The sequence below is a fragment of the Streptomyces sp. NPDC001153 genome, from assembly GCF_053598315.1.
Genome location: NZ_JBSFJZ010000014.1, coordinates 133256 through 158893, shown reverse-complemented (window position 1 = coordinate 158893; position 25638 = coordinate 133256). Strand labels below are relative to the sequence as shown.

The 25638-nt window shown below is 72.9% G+C and carries 23 protein-coding genes, 1 other RNA gene and 2 pseudogenes; 17 read left to right on the top strand and 9 right to left on the bottom strand.

Annotated features, from left to right (window positions below; all coding sequences use genetic code 11):
• Positions 1 to 2: 2 nt before the first annotated feature.
• On the bottom strand, positions 3 to 1382 hold the full coding sequence (locus tag ACWDEN_RS18305; protein ID WP_351604454.1) for a hypothetical protein: 1380 nt from the start codon (positions 1380 to 1382) through the stop codon (positions 3 to 5).
• A 188-nt stretch (positions 1383 to 1570) separates the two neighbouring features.
• Here ACWDEN_RS18305 and ACWDEN_RS18300 point away from each other — a divergent pair, with 188 nt between their 5' ends.
• Genes ACWDEN_RS18300 through ACWDEN_RS18290 form a run of 3 tightly spaced genes read left to right on the top strand, consistent with a single transcriptional unit; the run spans position 1571 to position 4364 of the window.
• Positions 1571 to 2416, top strand: a complete 846-nt coding sequence (locus tag ACWDEN_RS18300; RefSeq protein ID WP_351604456.1) for a Nif3-like dinuclear metal center hexameric protein — start codon at positions 1571 to 1573, stop codon at positions 2414 to 2416.
• A 15-nt stretch (positions 2417 to 2431) separates the two neighbouring features.
• Entirely contained in the window at positions 2432 to 3175 is a 744-nt protein-coding gene (locus ACWDEN_RS18295) for a zinc ribbon domain-containing protein (protein ID WP_351604561.1), read from the top strand.
• A gap of 22 nt (positions 3176 to 3197) precedes the next feature.
• A complete protein-coding gene (locus ACWDEN_RS18290) occupies positions 3198 to 4364 on the top strand; it encodes a bifunctional RNase H/acid phosphatase (protein ID WP_351604458.1) in 1167 nt (388 codons plus the stop codon).
• Here the strand turns inward: ACWDEN_RS18290 and eda are convergent.
• Both eda and yaaA read right to left on the bottom strand, forming a co-directional pair.
• Positions 4336 to 4998 (bottom strand): bifunctional 4-hydroxy-2-oxoglutarate aldolase/2-dehydro-3-deoxy-phosphogluconate aldolase, encoded by a 663-nt coding sequence (gene eda, locus ACWDEN_RS18285; RefSeq protein WP_450859647.1) that lies wholly within the window; start codon positions 4996 to 4998, stop codon positions 4336 to 4338. The two genes, ACWDEN_RS18290 and eda, sit on opposite strands and share 29 nt — an antisense overlap.
• Positions 4999 to 5067: 69 nt before the next feature.
• Positions 5068 to 5850 carry a peroxide stress protein YaaA gene (gene yaaA / locus ACWDEN_RS18280; protein WP_351604563.1) on the bottom strand — a complete coding sequence of 261 codons (783 nt, stop codon included), beginning with the start codon at positions 5848 to 5850 and terminating at the stop codon, positions 5068 to 5070.
• A 74-nt stretch (positions 5851 to 5924) separates the two neighbouring features.
• On the opposite strand from yaaA, the gene ACWDEN_RS18275 reads away from it, so the two are divergent.
• Positions 5925 to 7358, top strand: coding sequence for an RNB domain-containing ribonuclease (locus ACWDEN_RS18275; RefSeq protein ID WP_450859646.1), 1434 nt, complete (start codon positions 5925 to 5927; stop codon positions 7356 to 7358).
• A 3-nt stretch (positions 7359 to 7361) separates the two neighbouring features.
• Here ACWDEN_RS18275 and ACWDEN_RS18270 read toward each other — a convergent pair whose 3' ends face one another.
• Genes ACWDEN_RS18270 through ACWDEN_RS18260 form a run of 3 tightly spaced genes read right to left on the bottom strand, consistent with a single transcriptional unit; the run spans position 7362 to position 10273 of the window.
• The gene (locus ACWDEN_RS18270; RefSeq protein ID WP_450859645.1) at positions 7362 to 7937 is read right to left on the bottom strand and encodes a hypothetical protein; all 576 of its coding nucleotides are present in this window, start codon (positions 7935 to 7937) and stop codon (positions 7362 to 7364) included.
• Positions 7934 to 8680, bottom strand: coding sequence for a MerR family transcriptional regulator (locus ACWDEN_RS18265; protein ID WP_450859644.1), 747 nt, complete (start codon positions 8678 to 8680; stop codon positions 7934 to 7936). The genes ACWDEN_RS18270 and ACWDEN_RS18265 overlap by 4 nt, the downstream gene beginning before the upstream one ends.
• 33 nt (positions 8681 to 8713) lie before the next feature.
• Complete coding sequence (locus tag ACWDEN_RS18260; RefSeq protein WP_450859643.1) at positions 8714 to 10273, bottom strand: FAD-dependent monooxygenase; 1560 nt, start codon at positions 10271 to 10273, stop codon at positions 8714 to 8716.
• Positions 10274 to 10320: 47 nt separating this feature from the next.
• Between ACWDEN_RS18260 and ACWDEN_RS18255 the strand changes: the two genes are divergently transcribed.
• The 7 genes and pseudogenes from ACWDEN_RS18255 to mycP all read left to right on the top strand — a co-directional run bounded on the left by ACWDEN_RS18255 (position 10321) and on the right by mycP (position 17302).
• Positions 10321 to 10941 carry a TetR/AcrR family transcriptional regulator gene (locus ACWDEN_RS18255; RefSeq protein WP_450859642.1) on the top strand — a complete coding sequence of 207 codons (621 nt, stop codon included), beginning with the start codon at positions 10321 to 10323 and terminating at the stop codon, positions 10939 to 10941.
• Positions 10942 to 11156: 215 nt separating this feature from the next.
• A complete protein-coding gene (locus ACWDEN_RS18250) occupies positions 11157 to 11978 on the top strand; it encodes a helix-turn-helix domain-containing protein (protein WP_351604472.1) in 822 nt (273 codons plus the stop codon).
• Between the two features lie 22 nt (positions 11979 to 12000).
• Positions 12001 to 12780 (top strand): annotated as a pseudogene (locus tag ACWDEN_RS18245) (DMT family transporter); the annotation flags it as partial.
• 118 nt (positions 12781 to 12898) lie between these two features.
• An RNA gene (gene rnpB / locus ACWDEN_RS18240) (RNase P RNA component class A) lies at positions 12899 to 13301 on the top strand.
• Between the two features lie 381 nt (positions 13302 to 13682).
• Positions 13683 to 14237: a hypothetical protein gene (locus ACWDEN_RS18235; RefSeq protein WP_351604474.1), complete on the top strand. Its 555-nt coding sequence runs from the start codon at positions 13683 to 13685 to the stop codon at positions 14235 to 14237.
• 60 nt (positions 14238 to 14297) lie between these two features.
• Positions 14298 to 15995 carry a hypothetical protein gene (locus tag ACWDEN_RS18230; protein WP_450859641.1) on the top strand — a complete coding sequence of 566 codons (1698 nt, stop codon included), beginning with the start codon at positions 14298 to 14300 and terminating at the stop codon, positions 15993 to 15995.
• Positions 15992 to 17302 carry a type VII secretion-associated serine protease mycosin gene (mycP, locus tag ACWDEN_RS18225; RefSeq protein ID WP_450859640.1) on the top strand — a complete coding sequence of 437 codons (1311 nt, stop codon included), beginning with the start codon at positions 15992 to 15994 and terminating at the stop codon, positions 17300 to 17302. The genes ACWDEN_RS18230 and mycP overlap by 4 nt, the downstream gene beginning before the upstream one ends.
• A 138-nt stretch (positions 17303 to 17440) precedes the next feature.
• Here mycP and ACWDEN_RS18220 read toward each other — a convergent pair whose 3' ends face one another.
• Together ACWDEN_RS18220 and ACWDEN_RS18215 are read right to left on the bottom strand one after the other, a co-directional pair.
• Positions 17441 to 17791, bottom strand: a complete 351-nt coding sequence (locus ACWDEN_RS18220) for a MazG-like family protein (protein WP_351604478.1) — start codon at positions 17789 to 17791, stop codon at positions 17441 to 17443.
• Positions 17792 to 17846: 55 nt separating this feature from the next.
• Positions 17847 to 18392: a DoxX family membrane protein gene (locus tag ACWDEN_RS18215; RefSeq protein ID WP_351604480.1), complete on the bottom strand. Its 546-nt coding sequence runs from the start codon at positions 18390 to 18392 to the stop codon at positions 17847 to 17849.
• A 123-nt stretch (positions 18393 to 18515) separates the two neighbouring features.
• On the opposite strand from ACWDEN_RS18215, the gene ACWDEN_RS18210 reads away from it, so the two are divergent.
• Together ACWDEN_RS18210 and ACWDEN_RS18205 are read left to right on the top strand one after the other, a co-directional pair.
• Complete coding sequence (locus ACWDEN_RS18210; RefSeq protein WP_450859639.1) at positions 18516 to 18842, top strand: nuclear transport factor 2 family protein; 327 nt, start codon at positions 18516 to 18518, stop codon at positions 18840 to 18842.
• Positions 18843 to 19335: 493 nt separating this feature from the next.
• Entirely contained in the window at positions 19336 to 20595 is a 1260-nt protein-coding gene (locus ACWDEN_RS18205; protein WP_450859638.1) for a D-alanyl-D-alanine carboxypeptidase family protein, read from the top strand.
• Between the two features lie 220 nt (positions 20596 to 20815).
• On the opposite strand, the gene ACWDEN_RS18200 is transcribed toward ACWDEN_RS18205, so the two are convergent.
• Entirely contained in the window at positions 20816 to 21574 is a 759-nt protein-coding gene (locus tag ACWDEN_RS18200; protein ID WP_351604485.1) for an SDR family oxidoreductase, read from the bottom strand.
• A gap of 297 nt (positions 21575 to 21871) precedes the next feature.
• On the opposite strand from ACWDEN_RS18200, the gene ACWDEN_RS18195 reads away from it, so the two are divergent.
• The 4 genes and pseudogenes from ACWDEN_RS18195 to ACWDEN_RS18180 form a co-directional block, all read left to right on the top strand.
• Positions 21872 to 23176 (top strand): multidrug effflux MFS transporter, encoded by a 1305-nt coding sequence (locus ACWDEN_RS18195; RefSeq protein WP_351604487.1) that lies wholly within the window; start codon positions 21872 to 21874, stop codon positions 23174 to 23176.
• Complete coding sequence (locus tag ACWDEN_RS18190) at positions 23116 to 24300, top strand: serine hydrolase domain-containing protein (protein WP_450859637.1); 1185 nt, start codon at positions 23116 to 23118, stop codon at positions 24298 to 24300. The genes ACWDEN_RS18195 and ACWDEN_RS18190 overlap by 61 nt, the downstream gene beginning before the upstream one ends.
• Positions 24301 to 24409: 109 nt before the next feature.
• Positions 24410 to 25417 (top strand): small ribosomal subunit Rsm22 family protein, encoded by a 1008-nt coding sequence (locus ACWDEN_RS18185; RefSeq protein WP_450859636.1) that lies wholly within the window; start codon positions 24410 to 24412, stop codon positions 25415 to 25417.
• Positions 25378 to 25638 (top strand): annotated as a pseudogene (locus ACWDEN_RS18180) (hypothetical protein); the annotation flags it as partial. The gene ACWDEN_RS18185 and the pseudogene ACWDEN_RS18180, both read left to right, overlap by 40 nt.

Below are 25638 nucleotides of genomic sequence, written 5' to 3'. Positions count from 1 at the left end.
CACTAGTTCGTTACAAGACGTCCCAGAGGCGCCTGCTGCAACGGCACCGGACGCGCCATCACCGGCCCCGGAGCGCCCGGCGCCACAGGCTCGGGAGCGCCCGGTTCCGCGGGCGCCGAAGCCGGTTCCGCCGGTTCCGGCGTGCCCCATGCCGCGGGCTGCGGAGCGCCTGGTGCGGCAGGCTCCGGAGTACCTGGTCCCACAGGTTCCGGAGGATCCGGTTCCGTCGGCTCCGGGGACGCCCCGAGCGCCCCGGAAGCCGTGCCGTCCCGGACCGGACCCTCCAGACCCGCGCCCCCGGATCCCCCCGAACCCCCCATGACCGCGGCAGTACCGCTCCCCGCGGCCATCTCCCCCCTGGGCGCCGTCAGCTCCGCCACGCCGCACGGAGTCTCCTCCGTGGTGTACGGCAGCCGCAGCACCCCGTCCCGTGTCCACAGCCCGGCCCCGGCCCGCCAGCCCCCGGGCGCCGGGAGATGACTCACCTCCCGCCCGGCCGGCCGCCAGATGCCCACCCAGCTGTTGCCGAACGGCCCGTCGACGCGCAGCGCCACCGCGCAGTTCTCCGGCATCAGCACCTGCCCCGGCTGGATCGCGAACGGTCTCACCGCGCAGTCCGGCACCCTGAGGCACTCCGGGAAACGCACCGGCAGCGTGCTGCCGAGCACGCCCCAGCCCAGCCGTTCCCGCCCCGGCGAGGGCGCGTCGGAGGAGATGAGCAGCAGCCCGCTGTCGGGGTCGGCGAGCAGTAGCCGGTCGTCGCTCCCGGCCGCGATCTGCAAAAGCGGCGAGACCTCCGCGCGCTCCAGGTCCACCACGACCGTCTTGACCGGCCCGCCGGCCGGCTCCCGGTCCAGCGCCAGCATCCGCCCGGCGCGGTCCAGCCAGACCCCGCCCGAACAGCGCCCCGGCACCTCGGCGAGCCGCTCGGGCCCGAACGCCCCGCCCGCCACCAGCCACACCGCACTCGACCGGGGCCCTACGGCGAGGGCGTACGCCCGTACGCCTCCCGGGGCGGGCGGCAGCAGCGTGAGCCGGGTGCCGGGCTCGGGGCACTCCACCGCGCCCAGCGGCAGCTCACCGGTGCCGGGGCCGGTCGGGTACAGCAGCGAGAAGGCGTGCCGGTGCTCGACCAGCCGGTGGATCAGCACCCGGCCGTCGGACAGGGGCTGCACCTCGGTGCCGGGCTCCTCGGGCTGGTTGCCGGGCAGCGGTACGGCGTACGGCTCCGGGCCGTCCAGGGTCCAGCGCTCGGGGAACCAGCAGTCCCCGGCCGGGGCGAGCCGGGCCGCGTACGCGCCGTCCGCCGTCACGGCGAACGCCGTCCCCGGCACACTGTCGTGCCCGCCCGTGGAGGGGGGTTCGATCGCACAGGCCGTCATCGTTCGGTCACCTCCGGCGACGAAGCTAGTTTTCGTACGCACAGGCGGGGGACGGGGCGACTCCTGCTTCACACATACGGGTGGCGCAGAAGCGATTCACCTGAGGAAAGCGGGGCCTTTGTGCTGAGCGGGGTCAGACCGGACGGATGCGGTACGGCCGCCGGGACCAGCCAGGTAGCCTTACCTTCGTGCCCCGTCTGTCTGAAGTCATCGCCGCGCTGGAGAACCTGTGGCCCGCCGAGCGGGCCGAGTCCTGGGACGCGGTCGGCACGGTCGTGGGCGACCCCGACCAGGAGGTCACCCGGGTCCTGTTCGCCGTCGACCCCGTGCAGGAGATCGTCGACGAGGCGGTGAAGCTGGGCGCCGACCTGCTGGTCACCCACCACCCGCTCTATCTGCGCGGGACGACCACGGTCGCGGCCACCCACTTCAAGGGCCGTGCCGTGCACACGCTGATCAAGAACGACATCGCGCTGCACGTGGCCCACACCAACGCCGACACGGCGGACCCGGGTGTCTCGGACGCGCTCGCGGGCGCGCTGGACCTGAGGGTCGTACGCCCCCTGGTCCCGGACCCCACCGATCCGGAGGGCCGCCGCGGCCTCGGCCGCGTCTGCGAACTCGACCACCCGCTCACCGTCCGCGAGCTGGCCGCGCGCGTGGCCGAGCGGCTGCCGGCCACCGCGCAGGGCATCCGGGTGGCGGGTGACCCCGAGCGGCTCGTCCGCACGATCGCCGTCAGCGGCGGCTCCGGCGACAGCCTCTTCGACCAGGTCCGCGCGGCCGGAGCCGACGCCTTCCTCACCGCCGACCTGCGCCACCACCCGGCGTCCGAAGCCGTCGCCCACACCCCCCTCGCGCTGCTCGATGCGGCGCACTGGGCCACCGAGTGGCCCTGGTGCGAGCTGGCCGCGAGCCAGCTCGACGAGATCTCCGACCGCCACGGCTGGGACCTTCGCGTCCACGTCTCCAAGACGGTCACCGACCCCTGGACCGCCCACGCGGCGTCCACCACCTCTAGCACCTCTAGCTGATTCGGGAGCCCCCAACTGAACGCCGCGCCCGCCGACCAGATCCGCCTCCTCGACGTCCAGGACCTCGACGTCCGCCTGCAGCAGCTCGCGCACAAGCGGAGGTCGCTGCCCGAGCACGCCGAGATCGACTCGCTGAACAAGGACCTCGTCCAGCTGCGGGACCTGCTCGTCGCCGCGCAGACCGAGGAGAGCGACACCGCCCGCGAGCAGACCAAGGCCGAGCAGGACGTGGACCAGGTGCGCCAGCGCGCCGCCCGCGACCAGCAGCGCCTGGACTCCGGCGCGGTCACCTCGCCCAAGGACCTGTCCAACCTCCAGCACGAGATCGCCTCCCTCGCCAAGCGGCAGGGCGACCTGGAGGACGTGGTGCTGGAGGTCATGGAGCGCCGCGAGGCCGCGCAGGAGCGGGTGAGGGAGCTGACCGAGCGCGTCGCGTCGGTGCAGGCGAAGATCGACGACGCGGGCGGCCGCCGGGACGCCGCGTTCGAGGAGATCGACGGCGAGGTGGCGACGGTGACGAAGGAGCGCGAGGTCATCGCGGGCAGCATCCCCGCCGAGCTGCTCAAGCTCTACGACAAGCTGCGCGCGCAGCAGGGCGGCATCGGCGCGGCCAAGCTGTACGCCCGCACCTGCCAGGGCTGCCGTCAGGAGCTGGCCATCACCGAGCTGAACGAGATCCGGGCGGCGGCGCCGGACACGGTGGTGCGCTGCGAGAACTGCCGCCGCATCCTGGTGCGTACGGCCGAGTCGGGTCTGTAAGAGTCGGTAAGGGGCTTCAGGGGTGCGGGAGTTCATCGTCGAGGCGGACGGCGGGTCGCGGGGCAATCCGGGGCCCGCGGGCTACGGCACGGTGGTGCGTGACGCGGCCACGGGCGAGCCGCTGACCGAGGTGGCCGAGTACATCGGCGTCGCCACCAACAACGTGGCCGAGTACCGGGGCCTGCTGGCCGGCCTGCGCGCCGCCCACGCCCTCGACCCGACCGCGACGGTGCACGTCCGCATGGACTCCAAGCTCGTCATCGAGCAGATGTCGGGCCGCTGGAAGATCAAACACCCCGACATGAAGCCCCTGGCCACCGAGTCGAGGTCCGTCTTCCCCCCGGACCAGGTCACCTACGAGTGGATCCCCCGCGAGCAGAACAGACACGCGGACCGCTTGGCGAACGAGGCGATGGACGCGGGGGTGAGGGGAGAGCAGTGGTCACCCTCGGAGTCCACGGCGGCTCTGGACACCTCGTCGTCCGCCGCCGGCGGACAGCGTCCTGCCGCCCCCGACGAGCAGCGGGTCTCGACCCCGGGGTGGGGCAGCGCCCCGGACCTCGGTGCCCCCGCCACCTTCGTGCTGCTCCGCCACGGCGAAACCCCCCTCACCCCCCAGAAGCGCTTCTCCGGCAGCGGCGGCACCAACCCCTCCCTCTCCGCCGCCGGCCGCGAACAGGCCCACCGCACGGCCGAGGCACTGGCCAGGCGCGGCACCGTCCAGGCCGTCATCGCCTCCCCCCTCACCCGCACCCGCGAGACCGCGGCCATCGTCGCCACCCGCCTCGGCCTCGACGTGACGATCGAAGAGGGCCTGCGTGAAACGGACTTCGGCGCCTGGGAGGGCCTCACGTTCGGCGAGGTCCGCGAGCACTACCCCGAGGACCTGAACGCCTGGCTCGCCGACCCGGAGGCCCACCCCACCGGCGGCGGCGAGAGCTTCGCCGAGACGGCCACCCGGATCGCGGCCACGCGTGACAAGCTGGTCGCCGCCCACGCGGGCCGCACGGTCCTGCTGGTCAGCCATGTGACCCCGATCAAGACCTTCGTCCGCCTCGCCCTCGGCGCCCCGCCCGAGTCTCTGTTCCGCATGGAACTGTCGGCGGCGTCTCTGTCGGCGGTGGCCTACTACGCGGACGGCAACGCGAGCGTACGGCTGTTCAACGACACGTCCCACCTGCGTCCCTGAGCCCCGCCGCCCCCCGCGCCAGCTCCTCGACCCGCGCCCAGTCCCCGGCGGCCACCGCCTCCGCCGGGATCATCCAACTGCCGCCCACGCAGCCCACGTTGGGCAGCGCCAGATACTCCGGCGCGCTCGCCGGCCCGATCCCGCCGGTCGGGCAGAAGCGGGCCTGCGGCAGGGGTCCGGCCAGCGACTTCAGATAGGCCGTACCGCCCGCCGCCTGCGCGGGGAAGAACTTCATCTCCCGCACCCCGCGCTCCAGCAGCGCCACGACCTCCGAGGTGGTCGACACCCCGGGCAGGAACGGCACCCCGGACCCGCGCATCGCCGCCAGCAGCGCGTCCGTCCACCCGGGGCTGACCAGGAACCGCGCCCCCGCCGCCACGCACGCGCCGACCTGCTCCGGCCTGATCACCGTGCCCGCGCCGACGACGGCCCCGGGCACCTCGGCGGCGATCGCCCGGATCGCGTCCAGCGCCGCCGGAGTCCTCAGCGTCACCTCGATCGCCGGCAGCCCGCCCGCCACCAGCGCCCGCGCCAGCGGTACGGCGTCGGCGGCGTCGGAGACGACCACGACGGGCACGACGGGCGCGAGATCCAGGACGGAGGCAGCCGAAGAGGAGGGCGGCGGTGAGGTCATGCCCTCATCGTGCCCAGCCGCTGCAGCACACGCAATGAACGTTGCGCATGCTGCAATGCCCCGAGGTCCTCAGTGGATCTCTTCCACCAGCACGTCCAGCGACCACGCCCTGCCCGCCCTGCCCGGCGCCTCCGCCTCCACGACGTACCCGAGCTCCCGCAGCACCCCGACCAGCTCGGCGGGGTTCTCCGGGGCGGTACCGGCCGTCAGCAGACTCCGTACGATCCGGCCCTTGGTCGCCTTGTTGAAGTGGCTGACCACCTTCCGGGTGGGCGCGTGCAGTACCCGTACCGTCGCCGTGCGCCCCGCGAGCTCGCCCTTCGGCCTCCAGGCCGCCGCGTACGCCGAGGAGCGCAGATCCAGCACCAGGCCGTCCCCGGCCGCCTCGGGCAGCACCTCGGCCATCGGCGCCCGCCAGTGTCCGGCCGGCGTGCCGAGCCCCGGCAGCTTCACGCCCATCGAGCAGCGGTAGGAGGGGATGCGGTCCGTGACCCGTACGGCGCCCCACAGGCCGGAGAACACCAGCAGCGAGTCCGCCGCGCGCTTCCCGGCCGCCGCGTCCAGGGTGGCCAGGCCGAGGGCGTCGTAGAGGACACCGGTGTAGATCTCCCCGGCGGGACGGGCGCCGGCCGTGCGCAGGACGGCGTTCTTCGCGACCTCGCCGCGCAGCCCCTCGCTCAGCCCGAGCACCTCGCGCGCCTTCTCCTCGTCACCCGTGCACAGCTCGACCAGCTCGGTGAGCACGGCCTCCCGCGCGGCGGTCAGCCCCGGCAGGGACAGCGACTGAAGGTTCAGCGGGGCGCCCTCGCCCGAGCTCGCCTTGCCTTCCGAGGGCGGCAGCAGGACCAGCAACACGTACTCCTCACGTAGACCTCCGCGACAGCGTACGGCGTGCCGCCCTCGCGACCCCGACCTACGCTCGCTGTATGCCCCGCCGCAAGATCCGCGTGACCGGTGCCCCCGAGGCTCCCCTGCGAGCGGCCCTCGCCGCGCTGCGTGCCGAGCTCGGGCTGCCGCAGGACTTCCCGCCCGAGGTGCGGGCCGAGGCCGAGCGCGCGGCGAAGGCGCCCGCCCTGCCGTCGTACGACGCCACGGACGTCCCCTTCTTCACCCTCGACCCCCCGGGCGCCACCGATCTCGACCAGGCGACGCACCTCTCCCGGCAGGGCACCGGATACCGGGTCCGGTACGCCATCGCCGACGTCGCCGCCTTCGTCGTACCCGGCGGAGCGCTGGACGCCGAGGCGCACCGGCGGGTGAACACCCTCTACCTCCCCGACGGGAGGATCCCGCTGCACCCCACCGTGCTCGGCGAGGGCGCGGCAAGCCTGCTGCCGGACCAGGTCCGCCCGGCCGTGCTGTGGACGATCGACCTGGACGCGGAGGGCCGGACCATCGCCGTCGACGTGTGCCGCGCCCTCGTCCGCAGCCGCGCCGGACTCGACTACGCGCGCGTGCAGAGGGAGATCGACACCCGGGCCGCCGAGGAGCCGGTCGCGCTGCTCAAGGAGATCGGCGAGGCCCGGGAGCGACAGGAGACCGAACGCGGCGGCATCTCCCTGAACGTGCCCGAGCAGGAGATCACCGAGCAGGACCACACCTACGTCCTCGGCTACCGGGCCCCGCTGCCCGCCGAGGGCTGGAACGCCCAGCTGTCCCTGCTCACCGGGATGGCCGCCGCCGACCTGATGCTCGCCCACGGCACCGGCATCCTGCGCACCCTCCCGGCCGCCCCGGACGGCGCCGTCGCCCGGCTGCGCCATACCGCGACCGCGCTGCACATCGACTGGCCGCACCATGTGTCGTACGCCGCGCTGATCCGGACCCTGGACCCGCACCACGCCCACCACGCGGCCTTCCTCCAGGAGTGCACCACCCTGTTGCGCGGCGCCGGTTACACCGTCTTCCGGGACGGCGTCCTCCCCGCGATCACGACCCACTCCGCCGTCGCCGCCCCCTACACCCACTGCACCGCCCCGCTGCGGCGCCTCGCCGACCGCTACGCCTCGGAGCTCTGCCTCGCCGCCGTCGCCGGCCAGGCCCCGCCCGACTGGGTGCTCGCCGTGCTCGACGCGCTGCCCCGGCGGATGGCCGACGGCTCCCGGATCGCCGGCACGGTCGAGCGCGAGTGCGTGGACATCGTCGAGGCGGCCCTGCTCAAGGACCGGGTCGGTGACGTCTTCGACGGCTGTGTGGTCGACGTCGACGAGCACCGGCCGACCGCCGGGACGGTCCAGGTGGACTCCCCGGCGGTCATCGGCCGCATCGAGGGCGACCGGCTGCCGCTGGGCGAACGCCTGCGGGTCCGGCTGGTCCGGGCCGACCCGGTGACGGAGAAGGTCCTCTTCACCGTGGCCTGAGGGTCACCGCGGCATGAGGGCCCGGACGAGCGCGCCGGGGTCGTCGGCATGCAGCCGCACCACGCTCACCTCGCGCGCCCGGCCGAGGAAGGACGTGTGGGTGACGGGCTCGGCGAGTTCGAGCGTGACCGACGTCTGCGAGCCGACGGCGAGGTCGAGCGTCTCGTCCGCGGGAGTGTGCGTGTTCCGCGTCTCCCGGCGCACGACGCTGATCGCCTCCCGTGGTATCCGCAGGTCCACATGGACGCCGTAGCGCACCCGCAGCGTCTCCGGGGTCAGCACATGGGGGCGGACCACGCAGGCCGCGTGCAGGGCGACGACGAACAGCACGGTGTAGATGTCCAGCACCAGCAGGACGTCGTGCGCGGTGGGCATGCCGCGCAGCATCGCGGACACGCCGACCGTCTCGACCAGGCAGACGAAGACGAGTCCGGCCATCGTCGCGCCCTGCCCGCGCATGTACCCGAACGCCCGCCCGCCGGCGGTGCCCTGAGTGCGCCGGGCCGGCCACAGCACGAGGCTCGCGCAGAGCCGCGCCTCGTGCCCGGCCAGCCGCCCCAGTGTGCCCAGCACCCTCATCTTCCCCCTCCCGCAAGGAGATTGAGGCCGCGGCGGATCGCCTCGGCCTGCGCCGGCGCGAAGTCGGCGTACAGGGCGCGCAGTACGGCGTGGTCGGCGTCGGCCGTCGCCGCCGGCAGCAGCCCGGCCGGGACACAGTCGGCCAGGGCGCGCGCCGCCTCCCCCACGCGCGGGTCGTCCGGTTCCGCGTCCGCGAGCGCGTCCAGCAGCGCGTACACCTCCCGGGCCCGGGCGAGGGCGCCCGGGGTGTCCAGGGCGCCACGCAGCGCGGACATCAGCCGCTCCCGGTCCTCGGGCGCCGCCCCGGTGTCGATCAGGGCGAGCACCTCGCGGTCCCTGGCGGCCATGGGGGAGTCGTCGCCGGGAAACTCGGCGAGCAGCGTGGCCAGTTGAGGTGAGACCGGGCCTTCGGCCGGCAGTTCCCCGGCGTCCAGCAGCGCCCGCAGCCGCCGCCGGCGCTCCCGGATCTCCGCCTCCTGCCGGGCGAGGTCCTCGTCGAGTTCGGTGAGCACCTCGACCAGGTCCTTCCCGGCGTCGTCGGCGAGCACGTCCCGCGCCTCGGTCAGGCCCAGCCCCAGCTCGGTCAGCCGTCTGATCCGGGCGAGGACGACGGCGTGCCGGAGCGTGTAGTGACGGTAGCCGTTGGAGAGGCGCTCGGGCTCGGGCAGCAGGCCCAGGTGGTGGTAGTGCCGCACGGTGCGCGTCGTGACGCCGACGGCGGCGGCGAGTTCTCCGATCCGCATGGGACCAGTACAGACGTTGACGTCGCGGCAGGGTCAAGCGGCGGCTTGCGGCAGGCCGAGCCAGCGTTCCAGGGGTTCCGGCAGGCCCTTGCCGCCCTCGTCCTCGCCGGCCCAGGCGACGTAACCGTCCGGCCGTACGAAGAGCCCCTTCAGGGCGGGCCGGTCCGGGCACGCGGCCGTGAGGACGTCCAGCCGGTCGCCGTACCCCTCGGTGTGGGCGCGCAGCGCGGGGTCGTCGGCGAGGTCGAGCAGCAGGGCGCGGCCGGTGTGCAGGTGGTCGCCGAGCCGGGAGCCGTCCGCCAGCACCAGGTCGGGGGCGCTGGCGCCGGTCAGCGGGTGGTCGCCGGGCAGGTCGTAGCGCTGCCAGATGCCGGAGATCCTGCTCACGAAGTAGGTCGTGCCCGTGGTGGTCAGCGCCAGGTCGGTGACCACCCGGCGCAGGGCGCGGGCGTGCCCGTCCGGGCGCATCACCGCGATCTGGGCCCGCGTCCAGTCGAGCACCCACGCGCCGATCGGGTGCCGCTCGGCGGTGTAGCTGTCCAGCAGGGACTCGGGCGCCGTGCCGCGTACGACGGCGGCCAGCTTCCAGCCCAGGTTCATCGCGTCCCCGAGGCCGAGGTTGAGTCCCTGCCCGCCGAACGGCGAGTGGACGTGCGCCGCGTCGCCCGCGAGCAGCACCCGGCCCTTGCGGTAGTCGGTGGCCTGGCGGGCGTTGTCGGTGAACCGCGTCGCGGTGATCACCTTGTGGACGGTGACCTCGGGCACGCCCGACACCCGGCGCAGACCGGCCTCGAGCTCCCGGGCGGTGACGGGCGCGGACCGGTCGGCCGGGGGTCCGTCGAACTCCACGGTGAGGATCCGGCCGGGGAACGGCCCGTTGACGTACGTCCCCACGTCGGTGGTGTTCCAGCCCACGCCCAGCCGCTCGTCGCCGGACATCTCCACGACCGCCTGATAGCCGGTGATCTCGGGGTCCGTGCCCGGGAAGTCGAACCCGGCGAGCTTGCGGACGGTGCTGCGGCCGCCGTCGCAGCCGACCAGCCAGCCGGCCCGGACCGTCCCGTCACCGGTGTGCACGGCGACCCCGTCCGCGTCGGCGTCGAAGCCGGTCAGCTCCACGCCCCGGCGCACCTGAACCCCGAGCCGCGCGGCCCGCCGGGCCAGGATCCGCTCCAGCTCGGCCTGGGGCACGCCGAGCCCGCTGTCGGCGGCGGGGCCGACGTCCTCCCAGGCGGGGTCGGAGCCGTCGAAGAGGTCGGGGTCCATCGCGATCCCGGCGAAGTGCCCGGCGAACTTGGGCGGGGTCTTCATGGCGGCCTTGGCCCCGCCGCTCTCCCTGAAGGCACGCAGCCGTTCCCGCACCGCCTCCCACACCGACGCCAGCTCGGGCAGCAGCCCCCGCCGGTAGAGGGCGACCGCGCTCGGGATGTTGACCGAGCCCGCCTTGATCGTCTCGTCCACCTCGGTCAGCCGCTCCACGACCAGCACCCGCGCCCCGCCGAGCCCCAGCTCACAGCCGAGGAAGAGGCCCACGGGGCCGGCGCCGGCCACCACCACGTCGTAGTCCGTGTCCGCGTGATCCGTCGTCGTCATGCCCTCACTGTAGTGACTAAAAGTTTTGAGTGGCTATAGTTTTCCGCATGAGCGAGGAACCGGACGAGGGCCTTCCACTGAGGGAGCGCAAGAAACGCGCCACGCGGCAGCGGATCTCGGACATCGCGACGGGGCTCTTCGTGGAGCGGGGCTTCGACGCGGTGACGGTCGCCGAAGTGGCCCGGGTGTCCGGCGTCTCGGCGATGACCGTCTTCAACTACTTCCCGCGCAAGGAGGATCTCTTCCTCGACCGCATCCCGGAGGCCGTCGGGCTGTTCGCCGCCGCCGTACGGGAGCGCACGGCGGACGAGACCCCGCTGGCCGCCCTGCACCGGCTCGCGCTCCAACTCCTCGACCGGCGGCACCCGTTGAGCGGGGTGGGGGAGACCTTCCTGCCCTTCTGGCGGACCGTGATCGCCTCGCCCGCCCTGCGCGCCCGCGCCCGCGAGGGCGTCGAGGAGGTGGAGCGGGCGCTCGCGACCGCCCTCGGGGAGGCAGGCGGGCCGGATCCGCCCCTCCTGGCGGCCCTGACCGTGGCGGCGTACCGCACGGTCTACGTCACCTCCGCCTGCCGGCTGCTGGCCGGGGACCCGGTGCAGGAGGTGGCGCGGGATCACCGGATGCGGCTGGAGTCGGCGTTCGGGGCGCTGGAGCGGATGGTTCCCTGAGGTGGGCCGCCACCCGGCCCAGCCAGTCCTGAAGGGCGCCGGGGCGCCGTCGAAGAGCCGGCACCCGGCCCTCCACCCCCACCTGTACCGCCTCGCCACCGAACAGCCCCCGCCCCGTGCCGAACTCCGGCCGTTCCCGCGGAAGCCGACCTGGGTGCGGCATGGAAGCGGGGCCCGAAAGCGTTGCACTCTTGGTTGGAGAGGGGTGATGGGGGATGGCGGAACAGGCGCTGTGGACGCGCGCCCGGCTGGGGCACGGCGGACCTCCGCTGGACCTGCTGACGGCGAACTTCCGCCGGCACACCTACGCCCCGCACGCCCATGACGAGTACACGATCGGCGTCTGCGTCGGCGGCAGTGAGGTGATCGACTACCGGGGCGGCCACATCCGCACCGGCCCCGGCACGATCGTCGTCCTCGACCCGGGCGAGATGCACACCGGCGGCCCCGGCAACGCCACCGACGGCTACGCCTACCGCGCCCTGTACGCCGAGCCGTCCCTCCTGGCCGACGGCACCCTCTGCGGCCTCCCGCACTTCCGCGAACCCCTCCTGGACGACCCCGAGCTGGCCGGGGCCCTCCACCGCGCCCACACGGAACTCGCCGCCTGCCCGGACCCGCTGCAGGCCGAGTCCGTCCTGCCCTGGCTGCTGACGGCCCTGGCCCGCCGCCACTCCACGGCCAGGGCCACCTCCGACGAGATCCCCGGCGCGGGCGCGATCGCCCTGACGGTCCGCGACCGCCTCGCCGACGACCTCACGGCACCCCCACCGCTGGCCGACCTCGCGGCCGAGCTGGGCCTGTCCCGCTACCAGCTCCTGCGCGCCTTCCGTACGACCATGGGCATACCCCCGTACGCCTGGCTCGCCCAGTACCGGGTGAGCAGGGCGCGCGGACTGCTGGAGGCGGGCCTGCGCCCGGCCGAGGTGGCAGGGCTGGTGGGCTTCGCCGACCAGGCCCATCTGACCCGCTGGTTCCGCAGGGTGCTCGGGGTGACGCCGGCGGCGTACCGCAACAGCGTTCAAGACGCCCGGTGAGGCGCCGGCCGAAACTCACCGTATGACTGCACGCGGCTGGTTCCTGTTCTCCCTCATGGGAGTGATCTGGGGCATCCCCTATCTCATGATCAAGGTGGCGGTGACCGAGGTGTCCCCGTCGGTGCTGGTGTTCACGCGCTGCGCGCTCGGCGCGGCCCTCCTGCTCCCCTTCGCCGTACGGCAGGGCGGCCTGCTCACGACCGTACGCACCCACTGGCGCCCCATGCTGGCCTTCGCGTGCCTGGAGATCATGATCCCCTGGTTCACCCTCACGGACGCCGAACGGCACCTGTCCAGCTCGACGTCGGGCCTGCTGATCGCGGGGGTACCGATCGTGGGCCTGATCGCGGCCCGTCTCCTGGGCGACACGGAACACCTGGGAGCCCGCCGGCTGTCCGGCCTCGCCCTCGGGCTGGCCGGCGTGACGGTCCTGACCCTGCCCCACCTGACCGGCGGCGACGGCCGCTCCCTGGCGGAGGTCCTGGTGACGGTCGTGGGCTACGCGACCGCTCCGCTGATAGCCGCGCGCCGCATGAAGGACGTCCCGTCACTCCACCTGACCTCGGCCTGCCTGACCCTGGCGGCGCTGGTCTACGCCCCGCTGGCGATGGCCACGCGCCCGACGTCCGTCCCCTCGTCCTCCGCGCTGGCGTCCCTGGCCGGCCTGGGTGTGCTCTGCACGGCGGTGGCCTTCGTGGCGTTCCTGGAGCTGATCAAGGAGGCGGGCCCGACGCGGGCGACGGTGATCACGTACGTCAACCCGGCGGTGGCGGTGGCGGCGGGCGCGATCTTCCTGGACGAGCGCCTGTCCGCGACGGTCCTGATGGCCTTCGCCCTGATCCTGATGGGCTCGGTCCTGGCGACGGCGGCAGCGGGTCCGCGCCGCTCCCGGCGCCCGGTACCATGGTCGACACGGCAGACGAGCCGGGCGGACGGCCGCGTGGAGTCCCCCTAGGGGGCTTCCCGAGGAACGTCCGGGCTCCACAGGGCAGGGTGGTGGCTAACGGCCACCCGGGGTGACCCGCGGGACAGTGCCACAGAAAGCAAACCGCCCGGGGCTGCGGCCCCTGGTAAGGGTGAAACGGTGGTGTAAGAGACCACCAGTGCCCAGGGTGACCTGGGCAGCTAGGTAAACCCCACCCGGAGCAAGGTCAAAAGGAAACACTCCGGTGTTTCTGCGCGGACGCTCGAGGGCTGCCCGCCCGAGTCCGCGGGTAGACCGCACGAGGCCGGTGGCAACACCGGCCCTAGATGGATGGCCGTCGCCCCGACGCCCGCGAGGGCACCGGGGAACAGAACCCGGCGTACAGCCCGACTCGTCTGCCATGGGGGCCCTGACCAGGGAACGTCCTGGCCGGGGCCTTTGTGTGTCCGGCTGGGGTTTCTGCCCGCACCTGCGGCCTCGCGGGGGTTCCCGGGTGACTGCGCACGCGCTGTGCACCGCGGCCGGGTGCCATGGGGCCTACGCCCCTGCCCCGTTCCCGGCTGCAACAAGGACATGGCTGGAGGCAGCGGCGTGCCTGTGACGTACGGCATGCCCACTTTCCGGTCAGTCGTGCACCGGGGCGGCGTCAAGATTCCGTGAGCAGGAAAGATCACGAGTATCGTGCCCGGGTTGCTTCTGTTACGGATGGAGATGGCAGGGGCACCACAAACCAGTGGCTGAGGTGCCGCTGAGGTGCTGACCGCACGGGGGAGGACTCGATGGCCGACAACACGGGGGATCCGCAGGCAACGGCGGCTGCGCTGGAATCGGCGGCCGGCGCGCTGGCCGCGTCCGGCATCGGGCCGATCGCAGGCATCGGGGCCGTCATGGCCCGGGAACTGCGGGTCGAGGCCGAGACTTTGACCGCCTTCAGGAACCGGGTGAACGACCTCCTGACCCGGCTGGAGAACTCGAAGGCCGCCCCGCACAGGATCGCGGACGGCGCCCTGCCGACGGGCCGGCTGGGCAACTTCGACGAAGCCGACGCGCTCCACGGTGCCTACACCCAGGTGCATTCCCAACTGGAGCGCCTTTCCAAGATGCTGGCGCTGCAGATCGAGGGGCTGATGGTCACGGTCGACGCGTCGAAGAGCAACTATCACCATCTCGACGTCGACGTTCGCGATCGCCTGCACCGCATCCGTGTCGAAGCCGACAAGCTGGCTGTCGATGAGGCCCGGCCGGAGGCAAAGGGACACGCTGACGGCGGGACGGATGCACCCGGCCATGGCCGACACGGCTCCACGTCCGACTCGCAGGCGGGCGGCCTGTGATGTCCGTGGTGATGAGGCAGCGCGACGGGATGGTGTCGAAAGGGAAGGCGGTGGGACTCCATGTCTGACTTCGCCAACCGCATGTGGGAGTCGGTCAGGCAGGAGCGGTTCCTGCTCCAGGACCCCGAACAGCTGTGGGCCATGGTCGAGTCGGCCGACGGGCCGACGGCCGGCGCCCTCGGAAAGCTTCTGACGGAGGCCGCCAAGACGATCAAGGAGATCGGCGGCGATCTGCTGACCCACAGCATGGCGGTCCAGTGGGAAGGCGAGGGCGGCAAGGCGTTCCGGACCTGGTGCCACCAGGCGGCGCTGACGACAGTGAGCCTGGGCGACTACAGCGAGAACGCAGGCAAATGGCTGGGCCACGCGGCGGACACGCTGCACGAGGTCAAGCCGCAGCTCGAGATCCTGCGCAAGCAGAGCGCGGGCCCGCGCTCGGTGCTGGAGGCGCACGCGGCGAAGGCGACGAACGTCGGCGATCACGGCGGCGGCCCGTCGGACTCCGAGGTGACGAAGGCCAAGACCCAGTACGCCAGCACCCGTGCCGAGGCCGGGGGGCTGATGATGAAGCTCGCCCAGTCGTACACGGCCTCGACGGAGCAGATCAGCGCGCTGGAGGCACCGAGGTTTCCGGAGTTGCCGGAACGGTTCGTACCGCCCAAGGTCGATGATGGAACGCACGTCTCCGCCCCGACCACACAGGAAAGCGCGGGACCAGGGACGGCCAGGCGGGTGAAGTCGAACACGTATGAGGGCGCCGCCGGCTCCCGTTCCGGCGGGGCCGGCCCGGTACCTCAGCCCTCCACGACGCATCGTCTGAAGGACCTGGTCGATGACTCCCATCACGTGCCGCCGAACGCTCACATTGAGGTACCGAACACGGCGATCGACAGCACAGGTTCCCTTCCACCCGCCCCGACCGTGCCTTCCACCCACTCGGCGCCGCCAGCCGGGCCAAACGGCCCGGACGTCAGGACGCCTTCTGCGACAGGCGTGCTCCCACCCGTGTTCGGGGGTGGAACAACGCAGCCACCGGGTGTTCGGGAAGGCGGTTCGCGTCCTGTGTACGGGGGCCGGGGCCCCCTGACCACGCCATCCGGACCGGGCACATCCACGAGCCCGCGTATCCCAGGACGCGGATTCTCCGGCCCCTACGGCCCCGGTGCGACCGGTGGTCAGTCCGGCGCTGAGCCCGGGCCGACCGGCTCCCCCTCTGCCAGAAGCGTCAGTGGCATCACAGGCGGTCGTCCCGTTCCGCCAACGGCGGGACGGCCTGCCGGTGCGATTCCACGTGGCAACGTCGTCGGCGGCACCCCGATCGAGCAGCAAGCTCCCAGCGGCCGTGGCGCCGGGCTGAGAAGCCGTGCCGCAGGAGCCACGCCGGCCCGCGACGAAGACCGCACTGCGAACCGGGAGGGTGCGGCGCGAGGGCGAATGCCTGCCTCGTCCAACGGGATCGTCGGGGGGCAGCCCAGACCTTCCCGAGACCGCAAGCGGGCAGGTTTCACCTCGAGAGGTGTCCGACCCGCAAGCGAAGCGAGCGCAAACGAGCCGTCGCAGCAGCGAGTTGGACCATCGCGTGGTGTCTCCGCCCCCGCCCCGAAGCGTGACGACCGCTCCGCCCGCGACAGGCGTTCTGGCAGCCGCGAGACCGACCGGACGGAGGACAGGGAGCACCAGGCAGAGGAGAAGAAGAAGCGAACGCTCCCACCGCCCCTGCCCGAAGGGCCCGATGGAGACATAGGACGAGAAGGATGACCATGCGCAGCCGCAGCGAGCGGGCAAGCCGGCACAGCCGGGCCGTGTCCGCAGCCGTGGGGGCCTTGTTGGCGAGCATCGCCGTCACTCCCGCGTACGCCGACACCGTCCGCGAGCGGCAGTGGTACCTCGATGCCATGCACGCCGATGAGATGTGGAAGGCCAGCACGGGCAAGGGCATCACGGTCGCGGTGATCGACACCGGTGTCCAGGCCGACATCCCCGATCTGCGGGGCCAGGTCGTGGCCGGCAAGAACTATTCCAGGCGTCCCGGGGACGAACGCAGTGATTACGACGGCCACGGCACCGGCATGGCTGTCCTGATCGCCGGCACAGGCGCCCGTGGCCCCGCCAACGGGTCCTACGGCCTTGCCCCGGGAGCGAAGATCATGCCGATCCGTATCCCGGACTTCATCGAGCAAAGCCGCGCCGATGGCAATCCGGATGATTACCCCACGTACATGGCCAAGGCCATCCGGTTCGCGGCCGATTCGGATGCCCAGGTCATCAATATCTCGCAGGCGAGTACCGCACACTCCCAGGAGCTGACCGATGCTGTCGCCTACGCGCTGTCCAAGGGCAAGCTGATCTTCGCTGGTGTGGGCAATGACGGTGCTGCGCTCAACCAGGTGGAGTACCCAGCGGCTACACCTGGCGTGGTGGGTGTCGGAGCGATCGGCAGCAACGCCAAGGCCACCCAGGAGTCCGAGCACGGCCCGCAGGTCGATCTGGTCGCGCCCGGCGAGGACATGGTCGCCGCGTGCATCGGCGGCACGGAAGTGTGCAAGACGCACGGCACCAGCGACGCCACAGCCCTCGCCTCCGCCTCCGCCGCCCTGATCTGGTCCAGGCACCCGTACTGGACCAACAACCAGGTCCTGCGCGTCATGCTCAACACGGCGAGCAAGCCGACGAGCGGCAAGGAGCGCACCGACTACCTCGGCTACGGCGCCGTCCGCCCCCGCATCGCGCTGACCGACCCCGGCGACCCCGGCCCGGCCGACGTCTACCCTCTGCCCGACTTCAAGCAAGCGGCGCCCAAGACACCCAACGGGTCGGCCACGGCCCCCGCGAAGGATGGCAGCAGCCCATCGCCGGCAGCATCCGCATCTGGGAGCGGCGGCTCTGCACTGCCATGGATTCTCGGGGGCGCTGGAGCCGTAGTGCTTGCCGGTGGGGTTCTCACCGCCGGAGCGGTGCGCAGGCGCCGACGCTCAGCGGCGGCAGCCCAGACTCACGTAGCCATGCCACCGGGGCCGGGGCAGACGCCGTGGTACGGAGACAGCAACTACGGGGGGAGGCCCTGAGATGGCGTGGGACGAGTGGGAACAGCGGAAGGCCGACGCGCCGGCCCGCAGGCAGAGCGGGACTCACGTGCAGAAACGTTCGTAGGCTGAGGCAGCCTGGGCATCACGCAAGCGCGGATCGCGAACCCGAGTGCGGTTTCACACCGGCGGTTTCAGCGGCCGCTCCCGCACCCCCTCCAGATGCCCCTCGAACACCTCCCGTGCCTCAGGTGTCAACGTCCGCAGGGCCACCAACGCCGTGATCGCCACGTCGCACAGTTCCGCCTGGACGTCCTCCCACGTGTGGGTGACGCCCTTGCGAGGGTTCTGGCCGGTGGCCCCGATCACCGCCTCCGCGACTTCGCCGACCTCTTCGGACAGCTTGAGAATGCGCAGGAGCAGGCCCTCCTGTCCCGCGTGCCTGCGGGTGGCCTCCAGGCGGGACCAGAGTTCGTCGATGGTCGGCCAGAGGGCCGTGGCGGCGGTGCCCGTGGTGTCCTGATCGGTCATGCCGGGCAGCTTCCCATGGTCGCGGCACCGCGCCGTACCGGCTACCGGTCATCGGCTACTCCTCGAACAGCACCTCCTGCTGCCCCTCCGCCCTGAACCGCACCCGCTGGTTCCGCGCCCCGATCACCAGTGCCGTCGCCGCCGCCGTGACGCCCAGGGCCACCGGCACCATCCAGCCCCGGTCGAAGACGTGGCCGAGGGCGTGGTCGAGGGAGAGGCGGCCGGGGCCCGTCACCGCGAGGCCCGCTGCCGCGAGGCCGAGGCTCGCCGCGTACTCGTAGCCGCCCTCCTGGGCGAAGAAGCCGTTGGGCAGGTGGACCGTCGCCGCACCGGCCATCGCGCCGGCCGCCGCCGCGCCCGCCGCCGGGGTCGCGAGGCCCAGGGCGAGGAGGGTGCCGCCGCCGGCTTCCGCCAGGCCGGCTGCGGTCGCGCTCGCCCTGCCGGGCGCGTAGCCGACGGACTCCATGAACTGGCCGGTGCCCTCGAGCCCGTGCCCGCCGAACCAGCCGAACAGCTTCTGCGCGCCGTGCGCGGCCAGCACCCCGCCCGTGCCCAGCCGGAGCAGCAGCAGGCCCAGATCACGTCGGTCGGAACAGCTCACGGTGACTCCCGGAAGGAGAGGCGGAGAGGCTCGTGTGCCCACCGTCGCAGGTCCGGCACCGGTCGGCCCGCTGTGGATGGCGTTCGGGTGGCGGGACCGGGGTGGCGGTGTGACTCTGACGCCATGACGATTCAGCCAGCCAAACTCAGCCATCCGGCCGTCCGGGCCTTCGTCAACGCCGTCAACTCCCATGACAGGGAGGGCTTCATGGCGCTGCTCGCCCCCGGCGCCACCATGGCCGACGACGGCTCCGACCGTGACCTCGCCGAGTGGATCGACCGGGAGATCTTCTCCTCCCACGGTCACATGGAGGTCGACAACGAGTCCGCCGGCGGCCGGGCCCTGATCGCCCGCTACCGCAACGACACCTGGGGCGAGATGCGCACCAAGTGGGCCTTCACCGTCGAGGACGACGGGCGGATCTCGCGGTTCGAGACCGGGCAGGCATAGAAGGCTCCGGGTCTTGCCTTCGTGTGCGCTCCACCTCCTGGCGTCCCTGGGCATGACGGACAGCACGAAGAGGACCCTGGGACGAGCCACCGCCGGGCCGAACTGGAATCGCGGCCCCTGAGAGGCGAGCTGCCCGCCGTCGGTGCCGAGGCCGTAGGCCGTAGTCCGTAGAGCGATTTCAGGACCTTGTCCCGTGCCTGCGTCATGCCGGCCGACACCGAGTTGACGGTGATGAACAGCGCGATACCGAGCGCCGGACTCGGGCAGATGCAGACCCGGGCAGATGCCGAACATCCCGTTTCTCGAGGGTACTTGGCGCCCACTGGGGGCGCGGCCACAGGCCAGGGAGGAACCTTGAGCCGCCCTGGGCGAAGGGTGTGCAAGGGCTGAGGAAACCGGGTAACTCATCCGATTTTCATAACGTGGCAAATTCCACGGCCGCGACGGGCCCGCGCTGCCGAATCCGCTGCTGGGCGCGGTGTACCGTCCCCGAGTGCGCGAATGTTCCCGGCTCAGCCGGCGTGCCGTCCTCGGACTGACGGCCGCCGCCCTTCCCCTGTCCGCGTCCACCCCGGCGTCCGCCGCGACCGTGATCGGCGGCGAGCAACTGGCCCGTACCGGCGTCCAGGTGCGCGGTGCCTCCGGACTGCCCGAGAAGCTCACCGCCCGTTCCTGGTTGATCGCCGACTGCGCGAGCGGTGAGGTACTCGCCGCGTTCAACGCGCACCGGCGGCTCCCGCCCGCGTCCACGCTGAAGATGCTGTTCGCGGACACGGTGCTGAAGAAGTTCGACCGCACCGAGCGGTACACGGTGAAGGACTCCGACCTCGCCGACGTACCGGCCGGCTCCAGCCTGGTCGGCGTCAAGCCCGGCATCACCTACACCGTCGAGCAGTTGTGGCAGGGCGTGTTCCTGCGCTCCGGCAACGACGCCGTGCACGTGCTCGCCCACATGAACGGCGGCATCGCCGGCACGGTCGCCGAGATGCAGGCCAAGGCCGAGGACCTGCAGGCCCTGGACACCCATGTGGTCAGCCCCGACGGCTTCGACCACCCGGGCCAGATCTCCTCGGCGTACGACCTCACGCTGTTCGCCCGTCACGGTCTGAAGAACGCCGACTTCCGCGGCTACTGCGGCACGCGGACCGCCGACTTCCCGGCGGGCGGCAGGAAGACCTTCCAGATCCAGAACACCGACCGCCTGCTGACCGGGGCGTGGGGACTGAGGACGTACGACGGCCTGATCGGCGTCAAGAACGGCTACACCAGCCACGCCGGGAACACCTTCACCGGCGCCGCCACCCGGGGCGGCCGCACCCTGCTGGTGACGGTCATGCACCCCGCCGAGGGCAGCAACGCCGTCTACGAGCAGACCGCCGCGCTGCTCGACTGGGGCTTCGGGCCCGGGCGTTCGGCGCGGGCCGTGGGCACGCTGGTCGATCCGCTCAGCGAGGGCGGGGCGAAGGCGGGTCCGGCGCCCGCGCGGAATGCGGCACAGGCGGCGGCCGGCGCGCCCTCCTCGGGTTCCGGCGGCCCGTCCCCCGGACGGCTGGTGGAGGGCGCGGCCGGTACGGCGCTGCTGCTGGCGGCGGCGGGGGCGGTGGTGGTCAAACGGCGGCGCAGGGCGGCTGCGGCGGCAGCACCGGCCGGGACGTCCGAGAGATCCGAGAGGTCCGAGAGGTCCGGGGCGTTCGACAGGCCCGACGGGGATGATGCGGGCGCCACGGAGCCCGGCGGCCGGCACCGGCGCTGAACAGTGCGGCGGCCGTTCCACCGACCGGCGTGCACCTCGCGTCCCGTCGCGAGGTCCACCCCCAACTCCGGCCCGGTGGAACGGCCGTCGCCTCCCCCCTCGGTGATGGCTGCGGAATCCCCGTGCTTCAACTGTGAAGCTCTCGTGAAGGAAAGTTGAGCATATAGGCGCGACATGCCGCAATACCGCGGATGTTCGAATTCCGCTTGCGGACGTGGGCTCAGCCCCGCCCGATGTACGGCATCGCCGTCGCCAGCACCGTCGCGAACTGCACGTTCGCCTCCAGCGGCAGCTCGGCCATGTGCCGCACGGTCCGCGCCACGTCGGCCACGTCCATCACCGGCTCCGGGACCACCTCGCCGTTGGCCTGCAGCGCGCCGGTCTCCATCCGGGCCGTCATGTCGGTCGCCGCGTTGCCGATGTCGATCTGCCCGACGGCGATGCGGTACGGCCGCCCGTCCAGCGACAGCGACTTGGTGAGGCCGGTCAGCGCGTGCTTGGTGGCGGTGTAGGCGACCGAGAACGGGCGGGGCGTGTGGGCCGAGATGGAGCCGTTGTTGATGATCCGGCCGCCCTGCGGATCCTGCTCCTTCATCCGCCGGTACGCCGCCTGGGCACACAGGAACGCCCCGTTGAGGTTGGTGTCCACCACGTGCCGCCAGGCGTCGTACGACAGCTCCTCGACCGGCACCCCGCCGGGCCCGAAGGTCCCCGCGTTGTTGAACAGCAGGTCCACTCGCCCGAACCGGTCCGCCGTCGCCGCGAACAGCGCGTCCACGTCCTCGGGCCGGGACACGTCGGTGCGGACGGCGAGGGAGGCGCCCTCCGGCACCAGCGCCGCGGTCTCCGTCAGCGTCTCGGTGCGCCGGCCGGCCAGCGCCACCGACCAGCCGGCCCGCAGCAGTTCCACGGCGACGGCCCGCCCGATGCCGGACCCGGCGCCGGTCACCACCGCGATCTTCGATTCCCTGTCAGTCATGGCACCGCAGCGTAGGCGGCGAGTCCGCCATGCGGAATGCCGCGTCCGCCATACGGTTACCCGGGATGGCGGCCACCTCGCAACGGGCGGGAGCCGTTCACGCGGGACCCGCGTAGGGCGGGCGCCACCTCCGCTCCGCCCTCACCCCATCCATCGGTCATGTGTACCCCGGCAGTGTGTGCGAGCTGAGAGCATGGGTGCCGGTCGTTTTCGGCAAGCGGCCGATTCACCGAGGCGGTCGTTTCACCGAGGCGGTCGTTTCACCGAGGCGGTCGTTTCACCAAGGGGAGGGGACAGATGCCCGAGTACGCCGCGGCACCGACACCGGACACCCACCGGTCGCCCACCCCGCCCCGGACATCCGCTGCCACCCGCCGCACCGGCCCGCTCGTCACCCTCGTCCTGGGCGGCCTCACCGCGACACCCCCGCTCGCCATGGACATGTACCTCCCCTCCCTGCCGGAGGTCACCGGGTCCCTGCACGCGCCCGCCGCCACCGTCCAGCTCACCCTCACCGCCTGCCTGCTGGGCATGGCCCTCGGGCAGCTCGTCGTCGGCCCGATGAGTGACCGCTGGGGCCGCCGCCGTCCGCTGCTCGCCGGACTCGCCGTCTACCTCCTCGCCACCGCCCTGTGCGCCCTCGCCCCGAACGTCGAGACGCTGGTCGCCTTCCGGCTGGCCCAGGGCCTCGCGGGCGCCGCCGGGATCGTCATCGCCCGGGCCGTCGTACGCGACCTGTACGACGGCGTGGCCATGGCCCGCTTCTTCTCCACCCTGATGCTGATCTCCGGGGTCGCGCCCATCGTGGCGCCGCTGATCGGCGGGCAGATCCTGCGGGTGACGGACTGGCGGGGGGTGTTCGTCGTCCTGACGGCGGTCGGCGTGCTGCTGGCCGCGCTCGTCTGGCTGCGGCTGCCCGAGACCCTGCCGCCGTCGGAACGGCACGACGGGGGAGTCGGGACGGCCCTGCGCGCGATGCGCGGCCTGCTCGCCGACCTGCCCTTCACCGGCTACATGCTGGCCGGCGGCTTCGCCTTCGCGGCGCTGTTCGCGTACATATCCGCCTCCCCCTTCGTCATCCAGGAGATCTACGGCGCCTCCCCGCAGACCTTCAGCCTGCTGTTCGGCCTCAACTCGGTCGGCCTTGTGGTCGCCGGGCAGGTCAACGGCAAGCTGCTGGTCGGCCGGGTCGCCCTGGAGAAGGTGCTGGCCTGCGGCCTGGCGGTGATCGTGCTCGCCGCGGCCGCCCTGCTGCTGATGTCCGCCGGCGCCCTCGGCGAGGTCGGTCTGCCGCCGATCGCCGCCGCGCTCTTCGTCCTCATGTCCGCCATGGGCATCACACTCCCCAACGCCCAGTCCCTCGCCCTGCTGCGCACCCGGCACGCCGCCGGCTCCGCCTCCGCGCTGCTCGGCACCTCCTCCTTCCTCGTCGGAGCGGTGGCCTCACCGCTCGTCGGCGTCGCCGGAGAGCACACCGCCGTCCCCATGGCGGTGGTCCAACTGGCGGGATCACTGGTCGCGGCGGCCTGCTTCATGGGAATGTGCCGTCCCTGGAACACGCGTGGGAACACACGTGCGGGGTCGGAGGGAGACGAGAACTGAGCGCACCGAGACTGCGCGCCGACACACCGGAACGGGCCGGGCTGGACCCGGCCGAACTCGGGCACCTGGTCGGCGAGGTGCACGCCCTCACCGCCGGAGACCGCCCCTGGGCGGCCGGCGCCGTCGTGCTGGCCGGACGCGGACCGGTGATCGCCGTGGCCGAGGCCACGGGCTGGGCGGTCCGCTACTCCGCCTACGACCCCGAGAGCGACGCCGGCGTCGAACTGCCGCCCGCCGCCCGGGTTCCGGCCACCGTCGGCACCCCCTTCGACCTGGCCTCCCTCACCAAGCTGTTCACCTCCGTCGCCGCCGTGCAGCAGATCGAGCGCGGCACCCTCGGCATGGACGCCCGGGTCGGCGACTACCTGCCCGACTTCCACGCCGCGGCCGCCCATGGCATCACCGTGCGGCAGCTGCTCACCCACACCTCCGGGCTGCGCCCCGAGCTGCCGCTGTACGACTGCCCGGACCACGCGAGCCGGCTCGCCCGGCTGCGCGCCGAGGCCCCGGCCGGCGAGCCTGGCCGGTACCTGTACTCCGACCTGAACATGCTCGTGCTCCAGTCCGTGCTGGAGCGCATCACCGGCCGTGGCCTCGACGTCCTCGTCCAGGACGGCATCACCCGCCCGCTCGGCATGACGGCGACCTGCTTCGGGCCGTGCCCCGGCGCGGCCGCCACCGAGGACCAGCGACGGCCCTGGGCCAAGGCGGACCGCGGGATGCTGCGGGGAGTGGTCCACGACGAGAACGCCTGGGCGCTGGGCGGGGTCGCCGGACACGCCGGGCTCTTCTCCACCGCCCGCGACCTGGCCGTCTTCTGCCGCGCCCTGCTCGCCGGCGGCTCCTACGGCCCCGCCCGCATCCTCGGCCCCGACTTCGTCGAGCTCCTGCTCACCCCGCCGGGGCTGGGCTTCGCCGTCGACCAGCCGTGGTTCATGGGCGAACTCTCGGGCCACGGGGCGGCGGGGCACACGGGTTTCACGGGTACGTCGCTCGTCCTCGACCCGAGGACGGACACGTTCCTGGTGCTGCTGGCGAACACGGTCCACCCGAGAAGGCGCCCGCCGGACAGCGGGCCAAGGGCAGCGCTGGCCACGCGGCTGGCGAGGGCGGTTATCTCGTGACGGCTCCTTCCAGCCGACCGGGACGGCTGGTGGGTGGGCATGGGCCGGGGTCTGGGGGCGGAGCCCGCAGCAGGGTCCGCACCAGCGCGGGGCGCCATAGAATCTCCGGGTGAACGCCCCCGTACCACCGGCGGAAGCCCTCCGCAGAAGCCTCGCCGACCTGCTCGACGGACTGCCGCCCACCCAGGCCGCCGGCGCCGTCGACAGGCTCATCGCCAACTACCGGGGCGACACCCCCACCCACGCCCCGATCCTCCGCGACCGCGCCGACGTGGCCGCCTACGCCGCCTACCGCATGCCGGCCACCTTCGAAGCGGTCCACTCGGCGCTGGAGGCGTTCGCGCAGGCCCTCCCCGACTGGACGCCCGGCAGCCACGTCGACGTCGGCGGCGGCACCGGCGCCGCAACCTGGGCCGTCACCGCGACCTGGCCCGGCGAGCGCGGCGTCACCGTGCTGGACTGGGCCGAGCCCGCCCTCGCCCTCGGCCGGGAGCTCGCCGCCGCCAACCCGGACCTGCGGGGCGCCCGCTGGCAGCGCGCCCGGATAGGCGCCGACCTCACCCTGGAGGCCACCGACCTCGTCACGGTGTCGTACGTCCTCAACGAGCTCTCCGAGCCCGACCGCGCCGCCCTCGTCGACGCCGCCGCGGCCGCCGCGCAGGCCGTGGTGATCGTGGAGGCTGGCACCCCGGCCGGCTACGCCCGCGTCATCGAGGCCCGCGACCGCCTGATCCGCGCCGGACTGCACGTCGTCGCCCCCTGCCCGCACAGCGCCGCCTGCCCCATCGAGCCCGGCCGGGACTGGTGCCACTTCTCCGCCCGGGTCGCCCGCTCCTCGCTGCACCGCCGGGTCAAGGGCGGCACCCTGCCGTACGAGGACGAGAAGTTCTCGTACGTCGCCGCCACCCGCCTGCCCGCCGAGCCGGCCCCCTCCCGCGTGATCCGGCGCCCGCAGATCCGCAAGGGCCAGGTGCTCCTGGACCTGTGCGAGGCGGGTGAACGGCTGGCCCGTACCACGGTCACCAAACGCCACGGCCACCTGTACAAGGCCGCCCGGGACGCCGAGTGGGGAGACCCGTGGCCGCCCCAGGACCCCCCGCAGGAGCCGTCCGCGTAGCCGCGCGGGCCGGGGCGGGCAAGCAGTACGCCGTCCCGGGCACCGCCGGCCTCGCCGCCGGCCTCAAGGCGGTGCCGCGGATCACGGTGGCCCGCCCCGCACGGAATCGGGACACCGTGGCCGCCGCAGGACCCCCCGCAGGAGCCGTCCGCGTAGCCGCGCGGGCCGGGGCGGGCAAGCAGTACGCCGTCCCGGGCACCGCCGGCCTCGCCGCCGGCCTC